The organism is Streptomyces sp. AJS327 (assembly GCF_013450295.1).
Taxonomy (GTDB): Bacteria; Actinomycetota; Actinomycetes; order Streptomycetales; family Streptomycetaceae; genus Streptomyces.
Window position 1 is genome coordinate 1852963 of record NZ_SKBR01000001.1, and the last position, 18490, is coordinate 1871452.

Genomic DNA, 18490 nt, shown 5'->3' on the forward strand with positions numbered 1-18490 from the left:
CGCGGACAACACCCGCTCCGTACGCTCGACGACGTGAACGGACGCACCTCCCGGTGCGCGAGCGACGGTTACTTCTGGCTCTTCACGGTTCGAATCCGCGCGCCGTCCGGAGATTTCCGGACGGTGGGACACCGTCGCCAGGGAAGAACTCGGGAGGCACGTCCGGCACGCTAGCGACCCGGCGTGGCGGCGGCTCCCCGCAGCCCCACGCGCGGCGGCGGACCCGCCCGCGCACCGCCCGCCGGGTCGTGACGGGGGGGAGGGCGGGAGGTGTCGGCCGCCCGCCCTCGGCACCGGCCAGCGGGCCGGTGTCCCGTCCCGCGGCGGGCCGGTACGTGTCCCCCGGAAAGACGAACTCGGGGGAGTCATGGGAAAGTTCAACACCATTCCCGCACGCAACGCGCTGACCGTCACCCACGCGGGCGGAAAGGGGTACGCGCGGGGCGCCAAGACCGAACTCGTGCTGCTCGCCGTGGTGAACATGGTCGGTGAGCGCACCTTCTACGAGACGGCGGGGGACCGCGACGACCGCTTCTCGCGCCTGGTGCGCACCGTCGCGGTGGAGGACGGCGACTGGACCGGCCGCTTCGTGGCCTGGCTCCGTGGCGAGGCCCAGATGCGGACGGCCGCCCTGGTCGCCGCGGCCGAGACCGCGTACGCGCGGCGGGAGGCGGGCGCGCACGGGCTGACCCGGCAGGTCGTCGACGCCGCGTGCCAGCGCGCCGACGAGCCGGGCGAGCTGCTCGCCTACTGGGTGGCGCACTACGGCCGGGCCGTCCCCAAGCCCGTCAAGCGCGGCCTCGCCGACGCGGTCCGCCGCCTCTACACCGAGCGGGCGCTGCTGAAGTACGACGCCCCGAACCGGGTCTTCCGCTTCGCCGACGTGCTGGAGCTGGTCCACCCCGCGCCGGACCCGGCCAAGCCCTGGCAGGGCGCGCTGTTCCGGCACGCCCTGGACCGGCGTCACTCCCGGCCGGACACGGCCACCGACCCGGCCCGTCCGGCCACCGTGCGGGCGCGCGACGAGCTGAGCGCGCTGCCGGTGGAGCGGCGTCGCGAGCTGCTGCGCGCGCCGGACGCCGCCGAGCGGCTGCGGCGGGCCGGGATGACCTGGGAGGCGCTCGCCGGGTGGCTCCAGGGGCCGATGGACGCGGAGGCGTGGGAGGCGGTGCTGCCGTCGATGGGCCTCATGGCGCAGCTGCGGAACCTGCGGAACTTCGACCAGGCCGGGGTGAGCGACGAGGCGGCCCAGCTGGTCATCGACCGGCTGGGCGACCCGGAGGAGATCGCCCGGTCCCGGCAGTTCCCCCTCCGGTTCCTCTCCGCCTACCGGGCGGCGCCCTCACCGCGCTGGGCTCCGGCGCTGGAGCGGGCGCTGAACGCCTCCACCGCCAACGTGCCCCGGCTGCCGGGCCGCACGCTCGTCCTCGCGGACGTCTCGGGCTCGATGCTGGGCACACTGTCCGCCCGGTCCACGGTGCGGCACGCGGACGTGGCGGCGCTGTTCGCGGCGGTCCTGGCCCGCCGGAGCGGCGCGGTCGACCTGTACGGCTTCGCGGACAGCTGGTTCCGGCAGCCGCTGGCCCCGGGCGGCTCGGTGCTGCGCGACATCGAGGCGTTCTGCGACCGGATCGGGGAGGTCGGCTACGGCACCCGCACCGCCGACGCGATCCGCGCCTGCTACGCCGGGCACGACCGGGTCGTGGTGATCTCGGACATGCAGGCCTTCGCGGCGCGTTCGGGCTTCCCGTCGGGCCGTACGCAGTCCGTCTCGGAGACCGTGCCGCGCGGGACGCCGCTGATCGGCGTCAACACCACCGGCTACGGCCCCACCTCGATCGACCCGCGGCAGCCCGACCGGTTCGAGATCGGCGGCTTCTCGGACAAGCTCTTCACCATGGTGCGGCTGCTCTCCGAGGGGAAGGCCGGACGCTGGCCGTGGGAGTCCGGCGCCTGACGGCGCGCGGGGACGTACCGTGCCGTCATGACAACGACCGGTACCCCCGCAGGCGTCCGGGCTCCCCGCGTGGGCTCGGTGGTCTCCCTCGTCCCGTCGCTGACGGAGGCGGTGGCGGCCACCGAGCCCACGCTGCTGACCGGGGCCACCGACTGGTGTGACCGTCCGGCGGGGCTGGAGGTGACCCGGGTGCGTGGCACCAAGAACCCCGACCTGGAGCGGATCGTCGCGCTCGCGCCGGACCTGGTCCTCGCCAACGAGGAGGAGAACCGGCCGGCCGACCTGGCCGCCCTGCGCTCGGCGGGGCTCAGCCTGCTGGTCACCGAAGTGCGCACGCTGGCACAGGCGTTCAGCGAACTGCACCGGGTGCTGACCGCGGGCTGCGGGCTGCCCCGGCCCGGCTGGCTCGACGCGGCCGAGGAGGCGTGGCACGGCGCCCGGCGGGAGCTGGACGCGCGGGCGGTGGTCCCGATCTGGCGGCGGCCCTGGATGGTGCTGGGCCGCGACACCTTCGCCGGTTCCCTCCTCACCCACCTCGGCGTGCGCAACGTGTACGCCGGGCACGCCGAGCGCTACCCCCGCGTCCCGCTGGCGGAACTGTGCCGTCCGGAGCGGGCCGACCTGGTGGTGCTGCCGGACGAGCCGTACCGCTTCGCCCCGGACGACGGCCCCGAGTGCTTCCCCGCCCTGCCCGCCGCGCTGCTCAGCGGGCGCCATCTGACGTGGTACGGCCCCTCACTGGTGGAGGCGCCACGGGAGCTGGGCGCGGCGCTGGCGGCAGCGCTCCGCTGAACAGCCGGTACGCGGTGCGCGGCAGCACCGTCGCCCAGGCGGCGAGCAGCAGCGCGAACAGGGCGCAGGACAGCCAGCCGAACACCGCGGCGCCGGTGTGCCGCCAGAGCGCGGCGGAGCCGGTCACACAGGTGCCCACGGGGAAGGTGAACGACCACCAGGTCATCGCGAAGCCCATGCCGGACCGGGCCGCGCGGAGGACCAGCGCTCCGGCGAACCCCAGCCACAGCAGGGCGAATCCGAGCACCGGCGCGCCGTACAGCACCGCCGCGGACTGGGCGGCCGAGGGGCTCGGCGCGCCGGGCGAGCCGTCCGCCGCCCCGGCCACCCCGGCCAGCGCGGTGGTGGACTGGCCCAGCGGCCCGAGCACCAGGAACAGCGAGGGCGTCAGCGGCCCGGGCAGCGGCCCGTGGTGCACCAGCCGGGCGAAGACCAGCGGCAGGATCAGCAGCGTCGCCAGCAGGCTGAGCCCGAACATCGCGAGCGCGGCCAGCAGCAGCGTCCCCCGGGCCTGCCCCTCGGGCAGGCGCTGGGCCAGCTCCGGCGCCAGCGCCGCCGCCACCATCGGCGCGACGACCGGCAGCAGCCACACCGGGGTCGCGCTCCCCGGCGGGACGCGGTGCCGCACCACCATCAGGTACGGCACCGCGCCTGCCGCCACCAGCCCCACCGCGGTACCGACCGCCCCGAGGACCACCGCGATCGGCAGCGCCCCCGGCACGTCCAGCGCCAGCGCCCCCGCGCCGACGGCGAGCGGGGCCATCGAGGCGCAGCCGTAGAACGGGGCGACCGCCGGATCGAGCAGGTGGGCGCGGGCCCGGGCGGGGTACCGGGCCCAGTGCGCCGCCCGCGCCGCCACCACCGCCACCAGCATGAGCGCCGCCAGTGACCAGACGGCGAGCAGCGGGCCGCGCGGCGCGGACACCGGCAGGGCCGCGGCGGCGGTCGGCACGATCGAGGTGCCCATCACCGGCGCGTACCAGTTCGGGCCCAGCTCGCCGAGCCGCCCCCCGCCGACGCGGCCGCCCGGCGCTCGTTCCGCCGCCCGTGGCCACGGGAGCCGCGGGCGGATCCGGGGCGGGGCATCGCGGGTGAAGGGGCTCTCCATCCCCCCATCCTCGTGCCGGACGGCGGGGCCGACGCGGGCGGGTCCGCCCCGGGGCCGCCGGGCTCAGCCGCCTGTGGCCCGCGTCACCAGGGCGCGCAGCAGCCGCGGGTCCTCGCCCTCCTCCGGGTGCCACTGCACACCGAGCACGAACCGCCGTGCGTCACGCGGCAGTTCCACCGCCTCCACCGTCCCGTCCACGGCGTGCGCGGAGGCCACCAGGCCCGTGCCCAGCGCGCCGACCGCCTGGTGGTGGTAGGTCGGCACGGAGACCGGGTCGGGCAGCACCTCGGCGAGGAGCGTGCCGGGGACGGGCACCACCCGGTGCTCGGTGAACTCCCCGTCCACCGGGCCCCGGTGGCCACTCAGATGCTGGACGAGACCGCCACCCAGCGCCACGTTCAGCGTCTGCATCCCCCGGCACACGCCGAGCAGCGGCAGGTCCCGCTCCAGCGCGGCCTCGGTGAGGGCCAGTTCCCAGGCGTCGCGCTCGGGCTGCGGCGGTCCCGTCTCCGGGGCGGCCTCGGCGCCGTACCGGTCCGGGGCGAGGTCCGGGCCGCCCGCGGTGACCAGCCCGTCGAGACGCGCCACGGTCTCCGCGGCGCGGGCGGGCGCGTCCGGGGGCAGCAGCACCGCGAGCCCTCCGGCCCGCTGGGTCAGCCGGTGGTAGCCGGCGGGCAGCAGCGCCGCGGCCCGGTGCCAGACGCCCCAGCGGACGGAGGGCTCCAGATAGGTGCTGACACCGATGAGCGGGCGGGACACGGCCATGTCTCTCCTCGGGCGGCGCGTGCGCCTCGGCGGTGGGGCCGGACACGGCGCGGTACGGGGGCGGTGGTGGGGGCGGCGGCACGAGGGCGGTCGGGGTGGGCCGGGGTGGTCGGACAGCGGCCGCGACGGTGGGACGGGCGGTGCGGGTGGCACGGGGCGATGGTGCCAGGCGGTGCGCGCCGCCCACCGGACCGCGGCGAGGGCCCGCCGGGCCCCGGGCGGCCACCTCGGTCAGCGAACGCCCCATCTGCGCCCGCCGGGGAACCGCCGCCACCCCATTGGTATGCCCGGACACCTTTGCGTCGACGCACGGCCCCGGGCGGACCGCCGCGCCCGGGGCGACGTACCGCCCTGGGGCGGCGGCCCCCACCGGGGCGCGCGGAACGGGGCGCCGGACGGCGACGGGGCGGCACGGGAGCGGCGGTCAGCTGAGGAAGCCACGGAGCAGCGCCGCGGTGCCCGCGCAGTGCTCCCGGGCGGTGCGGCGCGCCGTCTCGGCGTCCCCCGCGAGGACCGCGCCCACCAGCGCGGTGTGCTGGTGCTGCGCGTGCTCCAGGTTGCGGACCAACAGCGGGATGCGGTTGAGGAGTTCGTTGAGCGTGGCGCGGACCGCCGCGTACTGCGCGGTCAGTGAGGGGGAGCCGGCCAGCTCCACCAGGGTGAGGTGGAGGAGGGTGTCGTGGCGCCGGTACTCCGGGAGTTCGGCCTCCCTGGTGGCCTCCAGCGCACTCCGCAGCCGCGCGGTGTCCGCCGCCGACAGGCCCCGCAGCGCGCAGAGTTCGGCGGCCCCGGTCTCCAGCACCTCGCGGAACCGCAGGGTGTCCAGCACGTCCACCTCGGCGGGCGCCGCGGACTCCCGGCAGACGGCGCCCTCCCGCACGAAGGTGCCGCCGTACCGCCCGCGCCTGCTCACCACCAGACCCTGGTCGGTCAGGACCCTCAGCACGTCCCGCAGGGTGGCCCGGCTCACCCCGAGCAGCCCCGACAACGTCCGCTCCGGGGGGAGCCGTCCACCGTCCGGCACGATACCGAGCCGGACTATCCGCAGCACCTGCTCCAGCGCCTCCTCGAAGCCGTTGCCCGCCCGCACCGGGCGCAGCACCGCCGACAGCCGGTCGTGCCCCTCCGCTCCCCGGGTCTGCCCCAACGTGCCCTCCCCGGCGCCGACATGCCGACCGGCTCGTCCACCGGCCCACCGCGCGGCCGTCTTCCGACAAAAGGTTGCGGCAACTACCTTATGGCTTCCGGCGGATCGACAGGAGGCCCCCGTGGCAGACCGCACACCACCGCTCACCGTGGACGCGCTGCGCCGGCTCGCCGGCGCGGGCGAGATCGACACCGTCGTCCTGGCGTTCACCGACATGCAGGGGCGGTTGCAGGGGAAGCGGTTCGCCGCCGGGCACTTCCTGGACGAGGTGCTGGAGCACGGCAGCGAGGGCTGCGACTACCTGCTCGCCGTCGATACCGAGATGAACACCGTCCCGGGCTACGAGATGTCCTCCTGGGAGCGCGGCTACGGGGATTTCGCGATCCACGGCGACACCGCCACGCTGCGCCGCCTGCCCTGGCTGGACGGCACCGCGCTGCTGCTCGCCGACCTCGCCTGGCTGGACGGCTCGCCGGTGGCCGCCTCCCCCCGCCAGATACTCCGGCGCCAGCTGGACCGGCTCGCCGAACGCGGCTGGAGCGCCCAGGTCGGCACCGAGCTGGAGTTCATGCTCTTCCAGGACACCTACGAACAGGCGTGGGACGCCGGCTACCGGGGCCTGACCCCCGCCAACCGGTACAACGTCGACTACTCGATCCTCGGCGGAGCCCGGGTGGAGCCGCTGCTGCGCCGCATCCGCAACGGCATGGCGGGCGCCGGGCTGACCGTGGAGTCCGCGAAGGGCGAGTGCAACCGTGGCCAGCACGAGATCACCTTCCGGTACGCGGACGCGCTGACCACCTGCGACCAGCACTCCCTCTACAAGACCGGCGCCAAGGAGATCGCCGCCCAGCACGGCAGCGCGCTCACCTTCATGGCCAAGTACGACGAGCGCGAGGGCAACTCCTGCCACATCCACCTGTCCCTGCGGGACGAGGCGGACGAGCCGGTGCTGGCCGACGCGTCGGCGCCCCGGGGCATGTCCGCCACCATGCGGCACTTCCTGGCCGGGCAGCTCGCGGTGCTGCCCGAACTCACCCTGCTGTACGCGCCGAACATCAACTCCTACAAGCGCTTCCGCCCCGGCAGCTTCGCGCCGACCGCCGTGGCCTGGGGCCCCGACAACCGCACCTGCGCCCTGCGCGTGGTGGGCCGGGGGCGCGCGCACCGGCTGGAGAACCGGGTGCCCGGCGGGGACGTCAACCCCTACCTGGCGGTGGCCGCGATGATCGCCGCCGGGCTGTACGGCGTCGACCAGCGGCTGGAGCCGCCGCCCGCGTGCACCGGGAACGCCTACGCGGGAGACGCCCGGCGGGTCCCCGGCACCCTGCGGGAGGCGGCCGGACTCTGGGAGGCGAGCGCCTTCCCCCGCGAGGTGTTCGGCGAGGAGGTCGCCGCGCACTACCTCACCATGGCCCGGGTGGAACTGGACGCCTACGACAGCGCCGTGACGGACTGGGAGCGGTACCGCTCCTTCGAGCGGATGTGAGGAGCCCCGTGGAATCCGAACTCCAGGTGGTCAACCCGGCGACCGAGGAGGTGATCGCCTCCGTCCCCACCGCCACCCGGCGGGACGTGGAGGAGGCCGTCGCCCGGGCACACGGCGCCCAGGCCCGCTGGTCGGCGCTGGCACCCGCCGAACGGGCCCGGCTGCTACGCCGGTTCGCCACCGTCGTCGACGAACACCGCGAGGAACTGGCCTGGTTGGAGGTGCGGGAGGCCGGGCACCCGGTGACGAACGCGCGCTGGGAGGCGGGCAACGTCCGTGACCTGCTGGACTACTGCGCGGGCGGGGTGGAGCGGCTGAACGGTGCCCAGATCCCCGTCGCCGGGGGCGTCGACCTCACCTTCGCCGAACCGCTCGGCGTGGTCGCCGTCATCGCCCCGTGGAACTTCCCGATGCCGGTGGCCGCGTGGGGCAGCGCGCCCGCGCTCGCCGCCGGGAACGCGGTGATCCTCAAACCGGCCGAGCAGACCCCGCTGACGGCCCTGCGGCTGGCCGGACTCGCCCGCGAGGCGGAGCTGCCCGAGGGGCTGTTCCAGGTCCTGCCGGGTGAGGGGCCGGTGGCGGGTGCCGCCCTGGTGGAACACCCCGGAGTGGCCAAGGTGGTCTTCACCGGGTCGACCGCGGTCGGCAGGGAGATCATGGCCAGGTGCGCCGGCACGGTGAAGCGCGTCACCCTCGAACTCGGCGGCAAGAGCCCGAACATCGTCTTCGCCGACGCCGACCTGGAGCGGGCCGCCGCCACCGCCCCGGGCGCCTTCCTCGACAACACCGGCCAGGACTGCTGCGCCCGCTCCCGCATCCTGGTGCAACGCACCGCGTACGACCGGTTCCTGGAGCTGCTGGAGCCCGCCGTGCGGGCGGTCTCCGTGGGCGACCCCGCCCAACCGGCCACCGCCATGGGCCCGTTGATCTCCCGGGCGCAGCGCGACCGGGTCAGCGGCTTCGTCCCGGCCGACGCGCCGGTCCTCATCCGCGGAACCGCCCCGGAGGGCCCCGGCTTCTGGTACCCGGCGACGGTCCTGGAGGGCAGACCCGGCGAACCCGCCACCGAGCAGGAGGTCTTCGGGCCGGTCGCCGTCGTCCTCCCCTTCGAGGACGAGGCGGAGGCCGTCACCCTCGCCAACGCCACCCCGTACGGTCTCGCCGCCTCGCTCTGGACGAGGGACACGGCGCGCGCCCTGCGGGTCTCCCGCGCGGTGCGGGCGGGCAACCTCTCCGTCAACTCGCACAGCGCCGTGCGCTACGCCACGCCCTTCGGCGGCTACCAGCAGTCCGGCCTGGGGCGGGAGTTGGGACCGGACGCGCTCGCCGCCTTCACCGAGACCAAGAACGTCTTCATCAGCACCGAGGAGCAGCAGTGACCGAGCGGACAGCGCCCCAGGACCCACGGTGCCGACGGCTGACCGGCCGCACCGCCGTGGTCACCGGCGCGGGCAGCGGGATCGGGCTGGCGTCCGCCCGGCGGCTGGCCGCCGAGGGGGCGAACGTGGTCTGCGCCGACGTGGACGACCAACGCGGCGCGGCGGCGGCCGAGCTGACCGGCGGCCGGTACGTCCACGCGGACGTGACCGACCGGGAACAGGTCGAGGCGCTGTTCGCGGAGGCCCACGCGGTCTACGGCTCGGTCGACGTCGCGTTCAACAACGCGGGCATCTCCCCACCGGACGACGACTCGATCCTCACCACCGGACTGGACGCCTGGGAACGCGTGCAGCGCACCAACCTCACCTCGGTGTACCTCTGTTGCCAGGCGGCGCTGCCCTACATGCGGGCGCGGGGGCGCGGTTCCATCATCAACACCGCCTCCTTCGTCGCCGTACTGGGTGCCGCCACCTCCCAGATCAGCTACACCGCCTCCAAGGGCGGGGTGCTGGCGATGTCGAGGGAACTCGGCGTGCAGTTCGCCCGGGAGGGCATCCGGGTCAACGCGCTGTGCCCCGGACCGGTCAACACCCCGCTGCTCAAGGAGCTTTTCGCGAAGGACCCGGAGCGGGCCCAGCGGCGGCTGGTGCACGTGCCGGTCGGCAGGTTCGCGGAGCCCGAGGAGATCGCCGCCGCGGTCGCCTTCCTCGCCAGCGACGACGCCTCCTTCGTCAACGCGGCGGACTTCCTCGTCGACGGCGGTATCTCCGGCGCCTACGTCACGCCCCTCTGACCTCCCCCGACCCGGCGCGCGCCCGGCACCCCGGCCGTGCTCGGGCCCGCCGGGACTGAGCGGGACCGACGGGGACTGACCGGGGCTGACCGGGGACGGACGGCGCCGCTCCCCGGGTCCGAGCGGGGCGGGCGTCGCACGGATGGACTCGCCCCGGGGGCGCGGGCCCCGCACCCGCGCCTACGGTGCAGATCCCTGTAGTCCCAGGCGTACGCGCGCCGCACCCACCGGCGCGGGTGCGCGCGGCCCGTCCGCCGACCTCCGGGAGGGCGCCGTGTTCAGCGCAACCGTCGTCACCGGGATGGGGCTGGCCGTCGCCGCCGCCGCGACCCTCGCCACCGCCCCGCCCGCCGTGCCCCGCTCCGCCCCCGCCGCCCGCGCCGAGTGCCCCCGGCTCTCGGCCCACCTGCCCTGGCCCGCGCAGGCCCGCGCCCGGCTCCAGCGCGTCATCGACGAACGCGGCGTCTGCTCTCCGGCCTGGCGCGCCGACGACCGGCCGGTCGCCGCCTTCGACTGGGACAACACCGTCGTCAAGAACGACGCGACCGACCTGACCCTCGCCTGGGCGCTCCGCCACGACAAACTGCTGCGGCCCGCCGACTGGGCGGCCACCAGCCCCTGGCTCACCCCGGCCGCCACCCGCGCCCTCACCCGCGCCTGCCGGGCGGGACCCGCCCGCCGTCCGCTGCCCACCTCTACCCGTGGCGTCTGCGCCGGGGAGATCATCGAGATCCGGGAGAAGGGCCGGACCGTGGGCGGCGAGGCCGCGTTCGCCGGGCGGTGGCACCACCGGCGCACCATGCCCCGCTACGCCTGGGTGGCGCAGCTCTTCGCCGGACGCACCCCCGCCCAGCTGCGCGCGTACGCGGCCCGCGCCCGCGACGAGGCGCTCGCCCTGCCGGTCGGCAGCCAGCGCACACTCGGCGGCCACACCCTGCCCGCCTACAGCCGCTACTACCCGCAGCAACGTGACCTGATCTGGACCCTCCGCCGGGCCGGGTTCGCGGTGTACGTCGTCTCCGCCGGGGTGGAGCCGGTCACCGAGGCGTGGGCGGCAGGCGTGGGCATCGACCGCGCGCACACCCTCGCCATCCGCAGCGTGCTACGCGACGGCCGGATCACCACCGGCATCCACGGCTGTGGCGGCGTACCCACCGGGCACGGCGAGGTCATCCCGTACCTGGACGGCAAACGCTGCGCCGTCAACGAACGTGTCCTCGGGGTGCGGGGCCGCGCGGCGTGGCGGCGCCAGCCACCGGAGCGGCGCATCGCGCTGGGCGCCGGGGACGCGGACACCGACGTGACCTTCGTCAACGACGCGACCGGCGCGCACCTGGCGATCAACCGGAACCAGCCCGAGTTGATGTGCCGCGCCTACGACGACGCCGACGGACGCTGGGCGGTGACCCCGATGTTCCTCGACCCGCTGCCGCGCCGCACCACCCCCTACCCCTGCTCGACCGCGGGCCGGACCCGGGCCGGGGGCGACCACGGCCCACTGCGCCGGGCGGACGGTTCGGTCGTCCCCGACCAGTGGGACACCGCCCACCCGGAGGACTGACCCACCCGCTGAGCGGCCCCAACCCCGCCGCCCCGCGCCCCCGTCGCCCCGGCGTCCGCCGAACGGACCCACGCAGCACGCCGGTTGACGGAGCCCGAGCCGCGCCCCGGCGGACGGGACACCGGGCTCCGGGCCCCAACAGCCCGCCGGTGCCCCGGTGTTCCGGTGACATAGGCTGCGGCCCGTGAGCATGACGACCCCGCCGGGCTGGTATCCGGATCCGTGGCGGACCGGGGCACCACCGTGCGAGCGGTGGTGGGACGGCGGGTCCTGGAGCGCGTCCACCCGCGCCCCCGGCCCGCGCCCGGAGCCCGGCCCCGCGGCGGCCCCGGAACCGTGGACACACCCTCCGGGCCCTCCGCACGCGGCGGCCGTGGGTCCCTCGTCCCCGGCGGCGCCGTACGCCGCGCCGTACGCCGTGCCCGTGCCGTACCCCCCGCCGCCCCGGCACCGCGTCGGGCGGGCGCCGTTCGTCGCCGGGCTGGTCGGCGTCGTGGTGCTGGCGGTCGCGCTGGTGGTGGGGGCCGTGCTGCTCGTCGCCGGGACGGACGGGGGCGCGGACGACGCGCGCGCACCGGGACCGGGAACGGAACGCCCCGAGGACGACCGGGGCCCGTGGGCCGACCCGTGGAGCCACGACGGTCCGGACGCACCCGACGCCACCGGCCCCGACGGCCACCCGCGGCCCGACGACCCCGGAGCGGAGGCGCCCCCCGCGCCGGACGGCCGGGACCCCCGGGCCACACCCGCGCCGGACGGCGGCGCGCTGCCCGCCACCGGCCTGCGCCTCCCCCTGCTGGCGGGCTGGCAGCGCGCGCCGGGCGCGGACGGGGCGCTGGTCAGCGCCGCGCCCTACCGCTGTCCCACCGGGGGAGCGGTGACCCGGCCGGACGCGGGCACCGCCACCGGGGACACCGGCTGCGCCCGGGCCGCCGCGCTGCTCGTCGACCCCGGGAGCGCGGCGGCGGGCCGCGCCCCGCGCGAGGTGGCCGCCGCGGACGTACGGGCGCACGCCGCGCGGGCCGCCCGGGCGGGCGGCGGCACGATGACCGGCCACTCGGTGCGCGCGGCGGGCCCGGTACCCGTCGCGGGCGGTGTGGGGCACCGGCTTCGCTGGCGGATCGAGCGGCGGTCCGCTCCGGACCGCTACGTCGAGTCGACGGCCTTCCACCACCCGGACGGCTCCGGTCGCGTCCTGGTGCTCCGCGCCGAACTCGACGTGCACCCGGACGCGCCGCCGCCCCGGGACCTGGACCGGTTACGCGGCGGCGTCCACGCCGTGCCCCCGCCCCGCGACGGCCCCCCGGCCCGCGTCCGGCACGGCGCCTGACGCGGCGTCGGCGACGGGAGGACCCGGGAGCCCCGGGCACTCTGCGGTCACAGGAAGGCGGCGGTCACAGGAAGGCGTGGCCCTCGCCCCGGTACGTCGGCACGGTGGCGGTCACCCGGTCCCCCTCCACGAGGTGGAGCCGCGCGAACCGCTCACACAACTCGCCCGCCTTGGCGTGCCGGAACCAGACCCGGTCGCCGATCAGCAGGTCGTCCGCCGCCGTGCCGAGCAGCGGCGTCTGCACCTCGCCCGGCCCCTCCTGGGGGTCGTAGCGCAGCCCGGCCGGAAGGTAGGGCTGCGGCAGCCGGTCGGCGCCGGACACCCCGGAGGCCGGGTAGCCGCCCCCGAGCACGGTGACCACCCCCACGCCCGGCCTGCGGACCACCGGCAGCGCGAACAGCGCGGCCGGACGGGCCACGGCGGAGCGGTAGTGGTCGAACAGCCGGGGCTGGTAGAGACCGGAGCCCGCGGCGATCTCCGTCACCGCGTCCTCGGCGGTCGTGCGGTGGACGCTGCCGGTGCCGCCGCCGTTCACGAAGTCCAGGCCCGGCGCCACCGCCCGCACCGCCCGTACGGCGGCGGCTCGCCGCACGGCCAGCTCCCGCAGCGCCACCGACTGCATCAGCCGCACCGCGCCGGAGCGCAGCGGGCTGCCCGGCACCGCGTCGCCGACGCCCGCGACGTGCGCCTCGTACGCCATCATGCCGACCAGCCGGAAGCCCGGCCGGCGCACCACCGTCCGCGCCAGCTCGGCCAGCGCGGCGGGCGCGTGCAGGGGGGACCGCCGGGCGCCGATCCGTACGCGTCCGCCCAGCAGCCGCAGGGAGGTGTCCAGTTCGAGACAGACCCGGATCTCCTCGCGCCCGCCCGCCCGTGCGGCGTCGATCAGGTCCAGCTGTGCCGGGTCGTCGACCATCACGGTCACGGCGGCGGCCAGCCCGGGATCGGCCGCCAGCTCCGCGAAGCCCGCCCGGTCGGCCGAGGGGTAGGCCAGCAGCACGTCCCCGACGCCGGAGCGGGCCAGCCACAGGGACTCGGCGAGCGTGAAGCTCAGCACTCCCTCGAAGCCGTCCCGGGACAGCACCCGTTCCAGCAGGGCCCGGCAGCGCACCGACTTGGTCGCCACCCGGATCGGCTTGCCCGCGGCCCGGCGGACGAGGGCGTCCGCGTTGGCGTCGAAGGCGGCCAGGTCGACCAGCGCGAGCGGGGCGTCCAGACCGGCGGTCGCGCGGTCGTACCGGGCACGGTCCGCCCCGAGGGCGGCAGACGAATCGAACACACGGGCAGCTTGCCAGACCCCGGGGGAGCGGCACAGCCCACCCCGGTCGTCTCGACTCCGGCTTGCCGTCCCTCCCTGGTCGCCCCGTAGAGTGACGCAGCACACCGCGTCACGACGGCCCGTGGTGTGCTTTCCGACACGAACCGGCGAGCCCCGGAACGGCATTCGTACGGGGGGAGCCGTGCGGGAGGGGTTCGCAGTGAGCACTGACGCCGACCGCGGGCACCCCTCCCGGCCGTCGCGTCCGCCCCGCCCCACCGTCCCCCCGCGCCCCGGCGTCCCGCCCCGGCCCACCGCGGAACCGGCCCCGGCCGCCGAGGAGGAGACCCCGGCGGAGCCCGGCGCGCGCCCCCTCCCGGAAGACGAGACCGCAGCGCAGATGCCGCAGCCCAGGAAGGCGGGGGACAACCCGCCCGGCGACCGCCAGCCGCTCCTCCCGCAGAAACCGGCGCAGCCGCCGCCACCCACCGGGAAACCGCTGACCGCGCCGCGCCCCCGCCGCGCCCCCGGCTCCGGGCCCCCGAGCGACCGGACGCGGCAGGGTGGCGGGACCGACACCGGCCCCCGCGACCGCCGTCCGGCCGCCGACCCCCGCCCCTCCGATCCGCGCGGCCCCTCCGCCGCCCGCGCCCCGGGCGGCGCCCGGGCCACCGAACCACGGGCCACCGATCCCCGCGCCGCCGCGGCCCGGGCGGTCGACGGAGGCGACGGGCCCACCCGCCGCTCCGACGGCGGCCCCCCGCCCCCCTCGGACGCGCCGGGGTCCCCGGCCGGAAAGCGCCCGGGTGACGGGAAGAACTCCCCGGCCGGGAGGGGCCCCGCGAACCCGGCCGCCGGGAACCCGGAGCCCGCGAACCGGGAGCCCGCGAACCCGGCCGCGCCCAAGGGTGCCCGCCGCCCACCGCGCGGATCGCGGCCGTCGGACGCCCCGCCCGGGTCCGTCGCGGGGGAGCCGCCGGAGCGGGGCCCCGGCCCCACCCCCCGGCGGGGTGAACCGTCCCCGGAACCCGCCCGGACGCCCCGGCCGGAACGGGCCAACGTCCCACCGGAGCCGCCCCGTTCGCCCCGGGAGGTCCCCGACCGCCCCCGGGCGCTCCGCGAACCCGGTCCACCGGACCCGGCGGACCGCCTCGGCTCCGCCCCCGCCGGTACCGCTCCGCCCGGTGACACCTCTCCACGTGCCAGCGACGCCACCGCGTCCCCGGCGTCCCCGGCGTCCCGCCCCTGGGGCCTCGCCCGGCGGCCCGGCGGATCCCCGCGCGGGCACACCCGGACCGTCCGCACCATGGCCTCCGCGGTCTGCCTGGTGCTCGGCTTCGGGCTGCTCGGCGGCGCCGGTGCCGGGGCCCTGCTCGACGACGGGGGTGAGGAGGGCGTCGCCGGTGACTTCGACGCGGCCCGCGGCCTCTGGCACCAGCTCCCCGTCGACGAGCTGTTCCCCCGCGCCCTCAAGGCCAGGAAGGCCGGGCCCGGCGGAGCCGAACGCCGCTGGCGCCGGGTGGCCGTCGCCCCGGACGGCGGCTGCGCGGAGGCCTTCGACCCGCTGCTGACCAAGGCGCTCTCCCCGGTCGGCTGCGAACGGCTGATACGCGCCACCTACGCCGACGAGACGACGAGCAGTGTCACCACCGTCGGCCTGATGTTCACCACGGGAGACGAGGACCAGATGCGCGCCCTGCGTAAGCGGTTCGCCGTCGAGAACCTCTCCGAGCGCACCGACCTGATGCCCCGCGCCTACTCCGCGCGCGGCAGCGTCGCCGCCTCCTTCGGCGACGCCCAGCGCGCCAGCTGGTCGGTGCGGGTGCTGTCCGACCTGCCGCTGGTGGTCTACTCCGTCACCGGCTTCGCGGACGGGCGCACCGTCGGCGACCCCCAGTCCGCCGGAGCGGCCACCGACAAGGGGGAGTCCTCGGCCGCCGCCCAGGCGGGACTCGGACACGACACCCAGGGCATCGCGGACCGGATAGAGCGCGGCCTCCGGAAAGCGGTGCGGGACCCGGAACCGGAGGAAGCGCGATGAACCGGACCGAGGGCGCCGCACGCCTCCCCGCACGGACACGGCGGGCCGCGGTACTCCTCACCGCCTCGCTGCTGCTGGTCCCGGCGACGACGGACGCCGCGCACGCCGAGGGCCGCGACCTCCGGCAGCGCCTCTGGGGACTGAAGGCGATCAACGCGCAGGAGGCGTGGCGGACGACGAAGGGCAAGGGCGTCACCGTCGCCGTCCTGGACACCGGGGTCGACACCCGCCACCCCGACCTGCACCGCAACGCGGCGGGAGGACGGGACTTCGTCCGGATGGGAGCCGAGCGCGGCGACCGCGCCTGGGCCCGGCACGGCACCGCCATGGCGGGCATCATCGCGGGCCACGGACACGGCGAGGAGGGACGCTCCGGGGTCACCGGGGTCGCGCCGGAGGCGCGCCTCCTCCCGGTCCGGGTGCTCCTGGAGGACACCGACCCGCTCCGCAAGCAGGCCCGCAAGAAGCGCGGCGACGCGCTGGCGGACGGCATCCGCTGGGCCGCCGACCAGGGCGCGGACGTCATCAACCTGTCGCTCGGCGACGACAGCCGCTCCGCGAAGCCCGAACCCGCCGAGGACGCCGCGGTCCGCTACGCGCAACGCAAGGGGGCGGTCGTGGTGGCCTCCGCGGGCAACGGCGGCGAACGGGGCGACCACGTCTCCTACCCCGCCGCCTACCCCGGCGTCATCGCGGTGACCGCCGTGGACCGCAACGACGCGCGCGCCGCCTTCTCCACCCGCCGCTGGTACGCGACGGTCGCCGCGCCCGGCAAGGACATCATCATCGCCGACCCCGACCGGCGCTACTACGAGGGCTGGGGCACGAGCGCCGCCGCCGCCTTCGTCTCCGGCGCCGCCGCGCTCGTCCGCGCCGCGCACCCCGAACTCAGCCCCGCGCAGGTCAAGGAGCTGCTCGCGGACACCGCGCGGAACACCCCGGAGGGGGGCCGCAGCGACGCCCTCGGCACCGGCGTCGTCGACCCCGCCGCCGCCATCGCGATGGGCGCCAACGTCGCCCCCCGTCGCCAGCAGCCCAGTCAACCGCCGCACACCGCACGGTACTTCGGCGGCGGGCCACGGGACCCGGCGACCAGCCCCGGCTGGGTCGCGCCGGTCGCCGCGCTCACCGGCCTCGGGCTGATCGGCGGGGCGGTGGCGCTCTGGCGCGGGGTCAGCGTCCGCGACCTACGGAACCTTCCGGCGCTGCGGCGGCGGCTGGTGCGTCTGCCGCGGCGCTGAACGCGCCCGCCGCCGCCCGGGCCGCGCGCTCGACGGCGGCGACGCCCGCCGCCCGGGAGGCGTGCCCGTCGGACAGCACGACCAGCAGCAGCGCCCGGCCGTCCACCACCACCCGTCCCGCGCTGTTCACCACCCAGCGGCCCGTCGGGTCGCGCGGCAGCCAGCCGTTCTTGAGCGCCACCGGGCTTCCGGGGTCGGAGGCGGCCGACACCCCCCAGCGCTGCTCCGGAACCACCCGGCCCAGCCGGTGCCGGAGCACCGCGCGGGACCTCGGGGACAGTAGCGGCGGCCCGCACGGATCCCCGTACGGGCGGCCGGACGCCCCCGTGAAGACCGCGCGCAGCAGCCGCGCCTGGTCCAGCGCCGTGGTGTGGGTCAGCCCCCACCGCTCCGCCGCGTCCGGCACCGTCTCCCGCAGGCCGAGCCGCCGCAGCGCCGCGCCGAAGCCCCGCGCGTGGCCGACCTCGGCCCACAGCGCGGTCGCCGCGGCGTTGTCGCTCCGCTCGATCATGGCCGCCGCGCGGCGCCGCCGCGCCGGCGCCAGCGGACGCCCCGCGTCCTGCGCGGACAGCAGCAGCGCCGCCAGGATCCCGGTCTTGACGACGCTCGCCGCCGCGAACGCGCCGCCACCGAACCCCGTCGGCGCGGCCCGTCCCGGCGCCCAGACGGCGACCGACAGCCGCCCCGCGCCGAGTACCGGCGTCACCGCCGCCCGCAACCGCCCCTCGTCCACCCCGCCCCTCCCTTCCCCGGTCCCTCCCGGAAGTGCCCGGGGAACGGGCCTCCGGCCGCCCGGCGCACCGGCCGGACGGCCCGCCGCCCTGCCGGAGGGCGCCCCACCCCGACGGTCTAGGCTCCTACCCGTGGCGCTCAAGAACATCCCGGCCCCCGCCTTCGCCGACGACGACGGGTCAGCCGACCCGGCCCTCACCCGGGCACTCGCCGAGTGGCGAGCCGACCCGGCCCGGCCCGGCGCGGACGCGGCGGTGCTCGGCGCGCTCGCCACGGCCCGGCTGCTGGTGCCCGTCGTCGCGATGCTCGGGGAGTCCACCACCGGCGAGGACGGCCTCCGCCGGGACAAGTCCAGCGATATGGCCGTGCCCACGCTCAACGCCCCCGGTGGCCGCCGCGCCCTGCCCGTCTTCAGCGCGACCGCGACGCTGGCCCGCTGGCGCGCGGACGCCCGGCCCGTCGCCGTCCCGCTGCGGCAGGCGCTGCTCGCCCTCGCGCAGGAGGAGGCGGACACCCTCGTCCTCGACCTCGCGGGCCCGGTGCCGTACGAGGTCACCGGTCCGGCGCTGCGCGCGCTGGCGGAGGGCCGCACCTCCGCCGACCCGCTGGGCGACCCGGAGGTGGCCGAGGCGCTGCGCGCCGTGCTGGCCACCGAACCGGCGCTGCTCGGCGCCACGCTGACGCCCGGTGACGCCGACAGCGACGGCACCCTCGCGCTGCTGCCCACCGCCGAGGTGGCGGTGGGGGAGCTGGCGCGGCGGATCGCCGGGGCCCTCGCCGCCGACGAGACGCTGCGCGCCCGGCTGGTGCGCGGGCTGAACCTCGCCGTCCTGCCTCCCGGCACCGTCCTCCCGCCGGACGCCCTCCACCGGCGTCCCCTCTCCGGCTGACACCCC

15 protein-coding genes and 1 pseudogene are annotated in these 18490 nt (G+C 77.2%); 11 read left to right on the forward strand and 5 right to left on the reverse strand.

Annotation, left to right across the window (positions count from 1 at the left end):
* Positions 1 to 367 precede the first annotated feature (367 nt).
* Together E0L36_RS07295 and E0L36_RS07300 are read left to right on the forward strand one after the other, a co-directional pair.
* Positions 368 to 1957 (forward strand): TROVE domain-containing protein, encoded by a 1590-nt coding sequence (locus tag E0L36_RS07295; protein WP_180927985.1) that lies wholly within the window; start codon positions 368 to 370, stop codon positions 1955 to 1957.
* Between the two features lie 27 nt (positions 1958 to 1984).
* Positions 1985 to 2749, forward strand: coding sequence for a helical backbone metal receptor (locus E0L36_RS07300; RefSeq protein ID WP_180927986.1), 765 nt, complete (start codon positions 1985 to 1987; stop codon positions 2747 to 2749).
* Here E0L36_RS07300 and E0L36_RS07305 read toward each other — a convergent pair.
* From E0L36_RS07305 to E0L36_RS07315, 3 genes are all read right to left on the reverse strand, one after another.
* On the reverse strand, positions 2661 to 3857 hold the full coding sequence (locus E0L36_RS07305) for a C4-dicarboxylate ABC transporter (protein WP_180927987.1): 1197 nt from the start codon (positions 3855 to 3857) through the stop codon (positions 2661 to 2663). The two genes, E0L36_RS07300 and E0L36_RS07305, sit on opposite strands and share 89 nt — an antisense overlap.
* A 63-nt stretch (positions 3858 to 3920) precedes the next feature.
* Entirely contained in the window at positions 3921 to 4622 is a 702-nt protein-coding gene (locus E0L36_RS07310) for a gamma-glutamyl-gamma-aminobutyrate hydrolase family protein (protein WP_180927988.1), read from the reverse strand.
* Between the two features lie 424 nt (positions 4623 to 5046).
* On the reverse strand, positions 5047 to 5769 hold the full coding sequence (locus E0L36_RS07315; protein WP_258015930.1) for a FadR/GntR family transcriptional regulator: 723 nt from the start codon (positions 5767 to 5769) through the stop codon (positions 5047 to 5049).
* Positions 5770 to 5890: 121 nt separating this feature from the next.
* Between E0L36_RS07315 and E0L36_RS07320 the strand changes: the two genes are divergently transcribed.
* The 6 genes and pseudogenes from E0L36_RS07320 to E0L36_RS07340 all read left to right on the forward strand — a co-directional run bounded on the left by E0L36_RS07320 (position 5891) and on the right by E0L36_RS07340 (position 12322).
* Positions 5891 to 7258, forward strand: a complete 1368-nt coding sequence (locus tag E0L36_RS07320; RefSeq protein ID WP_180927990.1) for a glutamine synthetase family protein — start codon at positions 5891 to 5893, stop codon at positions 7256 to 7258.
* 8 nt (positions 7259 to 7266) lie between these two features.
* The gene (locus E0L36_RS07325; protein ID WP_180927991.1) at positions 7267 to 8637 is read left to right on the forward strand and encodes an aldehyde dehydrogenase; all 1371 of its coding nucleotides are present in this window, start codon (positions 7267 to 7269) and stop codon (positions 8635 to 8637) included.
* Positions 8634 to 9431, forward strand: coding sequence for a 3-oxoacyl-ACP reductase (locus E0L36_RS07330; RefSeq protein ID WP_180927992.1), 798 nt, complete (start codon positions 8634 to 8636; stop codon positions 9429 to 9431). Before E0L36_RS07325 ends, E0L36_RS07330 begins: the two co-directional genes overlap by 4 nt.
* A gap of 301 nt (positions 9432 to 9732) precedes the next feature.
* A complete protein-coding gene (locus tag E0L36_RS07335; protein WP_180928665.1) occupies positions 9733 to 10992 on the forward strand; it encodes a haloacid dehalogenase-like hydrolase in 1260 nt (419 codons plus the stop codon).
* A 190-nt stretch (positions 10993 to 11182) separates the two neighbouring features.
* A pseudogene (locus tag E0L36_RS28460) lies at positions 11183 to 11290 on the forward strand (DUF2510 domain-containing protein); the annotation flags it as partial.
* Between the two features lie 126 nt (positions 11291 to 11416).
* Positions 11417 to 12322, forward strand: a complete 906-nt coding sequence (locus tag E0L36_RS07340; RefSeq protein ID WP_258015931.1) for a hypothetical protein — start codon at positions 11417 to 11419, stop codon at positions 12320 to 12322.
* A gap of 64 nt (positions 12323 to 12386) precedes the next feature.
* On the opposite strand, the gene E0L36_RS07345 is transcribed toward E0L36_RS07340, so the two are convergent.
* Positions 12387 to 13601 (reverse strand): amino acid deaminase/aldolase, encoded by a 1215-nt coding sequence (locus E0L36_RS07345; protein ID WP_180927994.1) that lies wholly within the window; start codon positions 13599 to 13601, stop codon positions 12387 to 12389.
* A gap of 1285 nt (positions 13602 to 14886) precedes the next feature.
* Between E0L36_RS07345 and E0L36_RS07350 the strand changes: the two genes are divergently transcribed.
* Together E0L36_RS07350 and mycP are read left to right on the forward strand one after the other, a co-directional pair.
* Positions 14887 to 15621 carry a hypothetical protein gene (locus E0L36_RS07350; protein WP_180927995.1) on the forward strand — a complete coding sequence of 245 codons (735 nt, stop codon included), beginning with the start codon at positions 14887 to 14889 and terminating at the stop codon, positions 15619 to 15621.
* Positions 15618 to 16862, forward strand: a complete 1245-nt coding sequence (gene mycP / locus E0L36_RS07355; RefSeq protein WP_180927996.1) for a type VII secretion-associated serine protease mycosin — start codon at positions 15618 to 15620, stop codon at positions 16860 to 16862. Before E0L36_RS07350 ends, mycP begins: the two co-directional genes overlap by 4 nt.
* Here the strand turns inward: mycP and E0L36_RS07360 are convergent.
* On the reverse strand, positions 16795 to 17595 hold the full coding sequence (locus E0L36_RS07360) for a serine hydrolase (RefSeq protein WP_308416662.1): 801 nt from the start codon (positions 17593 to 17595) through the stop codon (positions 16795 to 16797). The two genes, mycP and E0L36_RS07360, sit on opposite strands and share 68 nt — an antisense overlap.
* Positions 17596 to 17725: 130 nt before the next feature.
* Between E0L36_RS07360 and E0L36_RS07365 the strand changes: the two genes are divergently transcribed.
* Positions 17726 to 18484 (forward strand): SseB family protein, encoded by a 759-nt coding sequence (locus E0L36_RS07365; protein WP_180927998.1) that lies wholly within the window; start codon positions 17726 to 17728, stop codon positions 18482 to 18484.
* Positions 18485 to 18490: the final 6 nt, after the last annotated feature.

Bases quoted from the DNA above. Each gene is read 5' to 3' on its own strand.
- E0L36_RS07305 (WP_180927987.1), bottom strand. From the start codon at position 3,857: ATGGAGAGCCCCTTCACCCGCGATGCCCCGCCCCGGATCCGCCCGCGG.
- E0L36_RS07335 (WP_180928665.1), top strand. From the start codon at position 9,733: ATGGGGCTGGCCGTCGCCGCCGCCGCGACCCTCGCCACCGCCCCGCCC.
- E0L36_RS07300 (WP_180927986.1), top strand. From the start codon at position 1,985: ATGACAACGACCGGTACCCCCGCAGGCGTCCGGGCTCCCCGCGTGGGC.
- E0L36_RS07310 (WP_180927988.1), bottom strand. From the start codon at position 4,622: ATGGCCGTGTCCCGCCCGCTCATCGGTGTCAGCACCTATCTGGAGCCC.
- E0L36_RS07350 (WP_180927995.1), top strand. From the start codon at position 14,887: ATGGCCTCCGCGGTCTGCCTGGTGCTCGGCTTCGGGCTGCTCGGCGGC.
- E0L36_RS07295 (WP_180927985.1), top strand. From the start codon at position 368: ATGGGAAAGTTCAACACCATTCCCGCACGCAACGCGCTGACCGTCACC.
- mycP (WP_180927996.1), top strand. From the start codon at position 15,618: ATGAACCGGACCGAGGGCGCCGCACGCCTCCCCGCACGGACACGGCGG.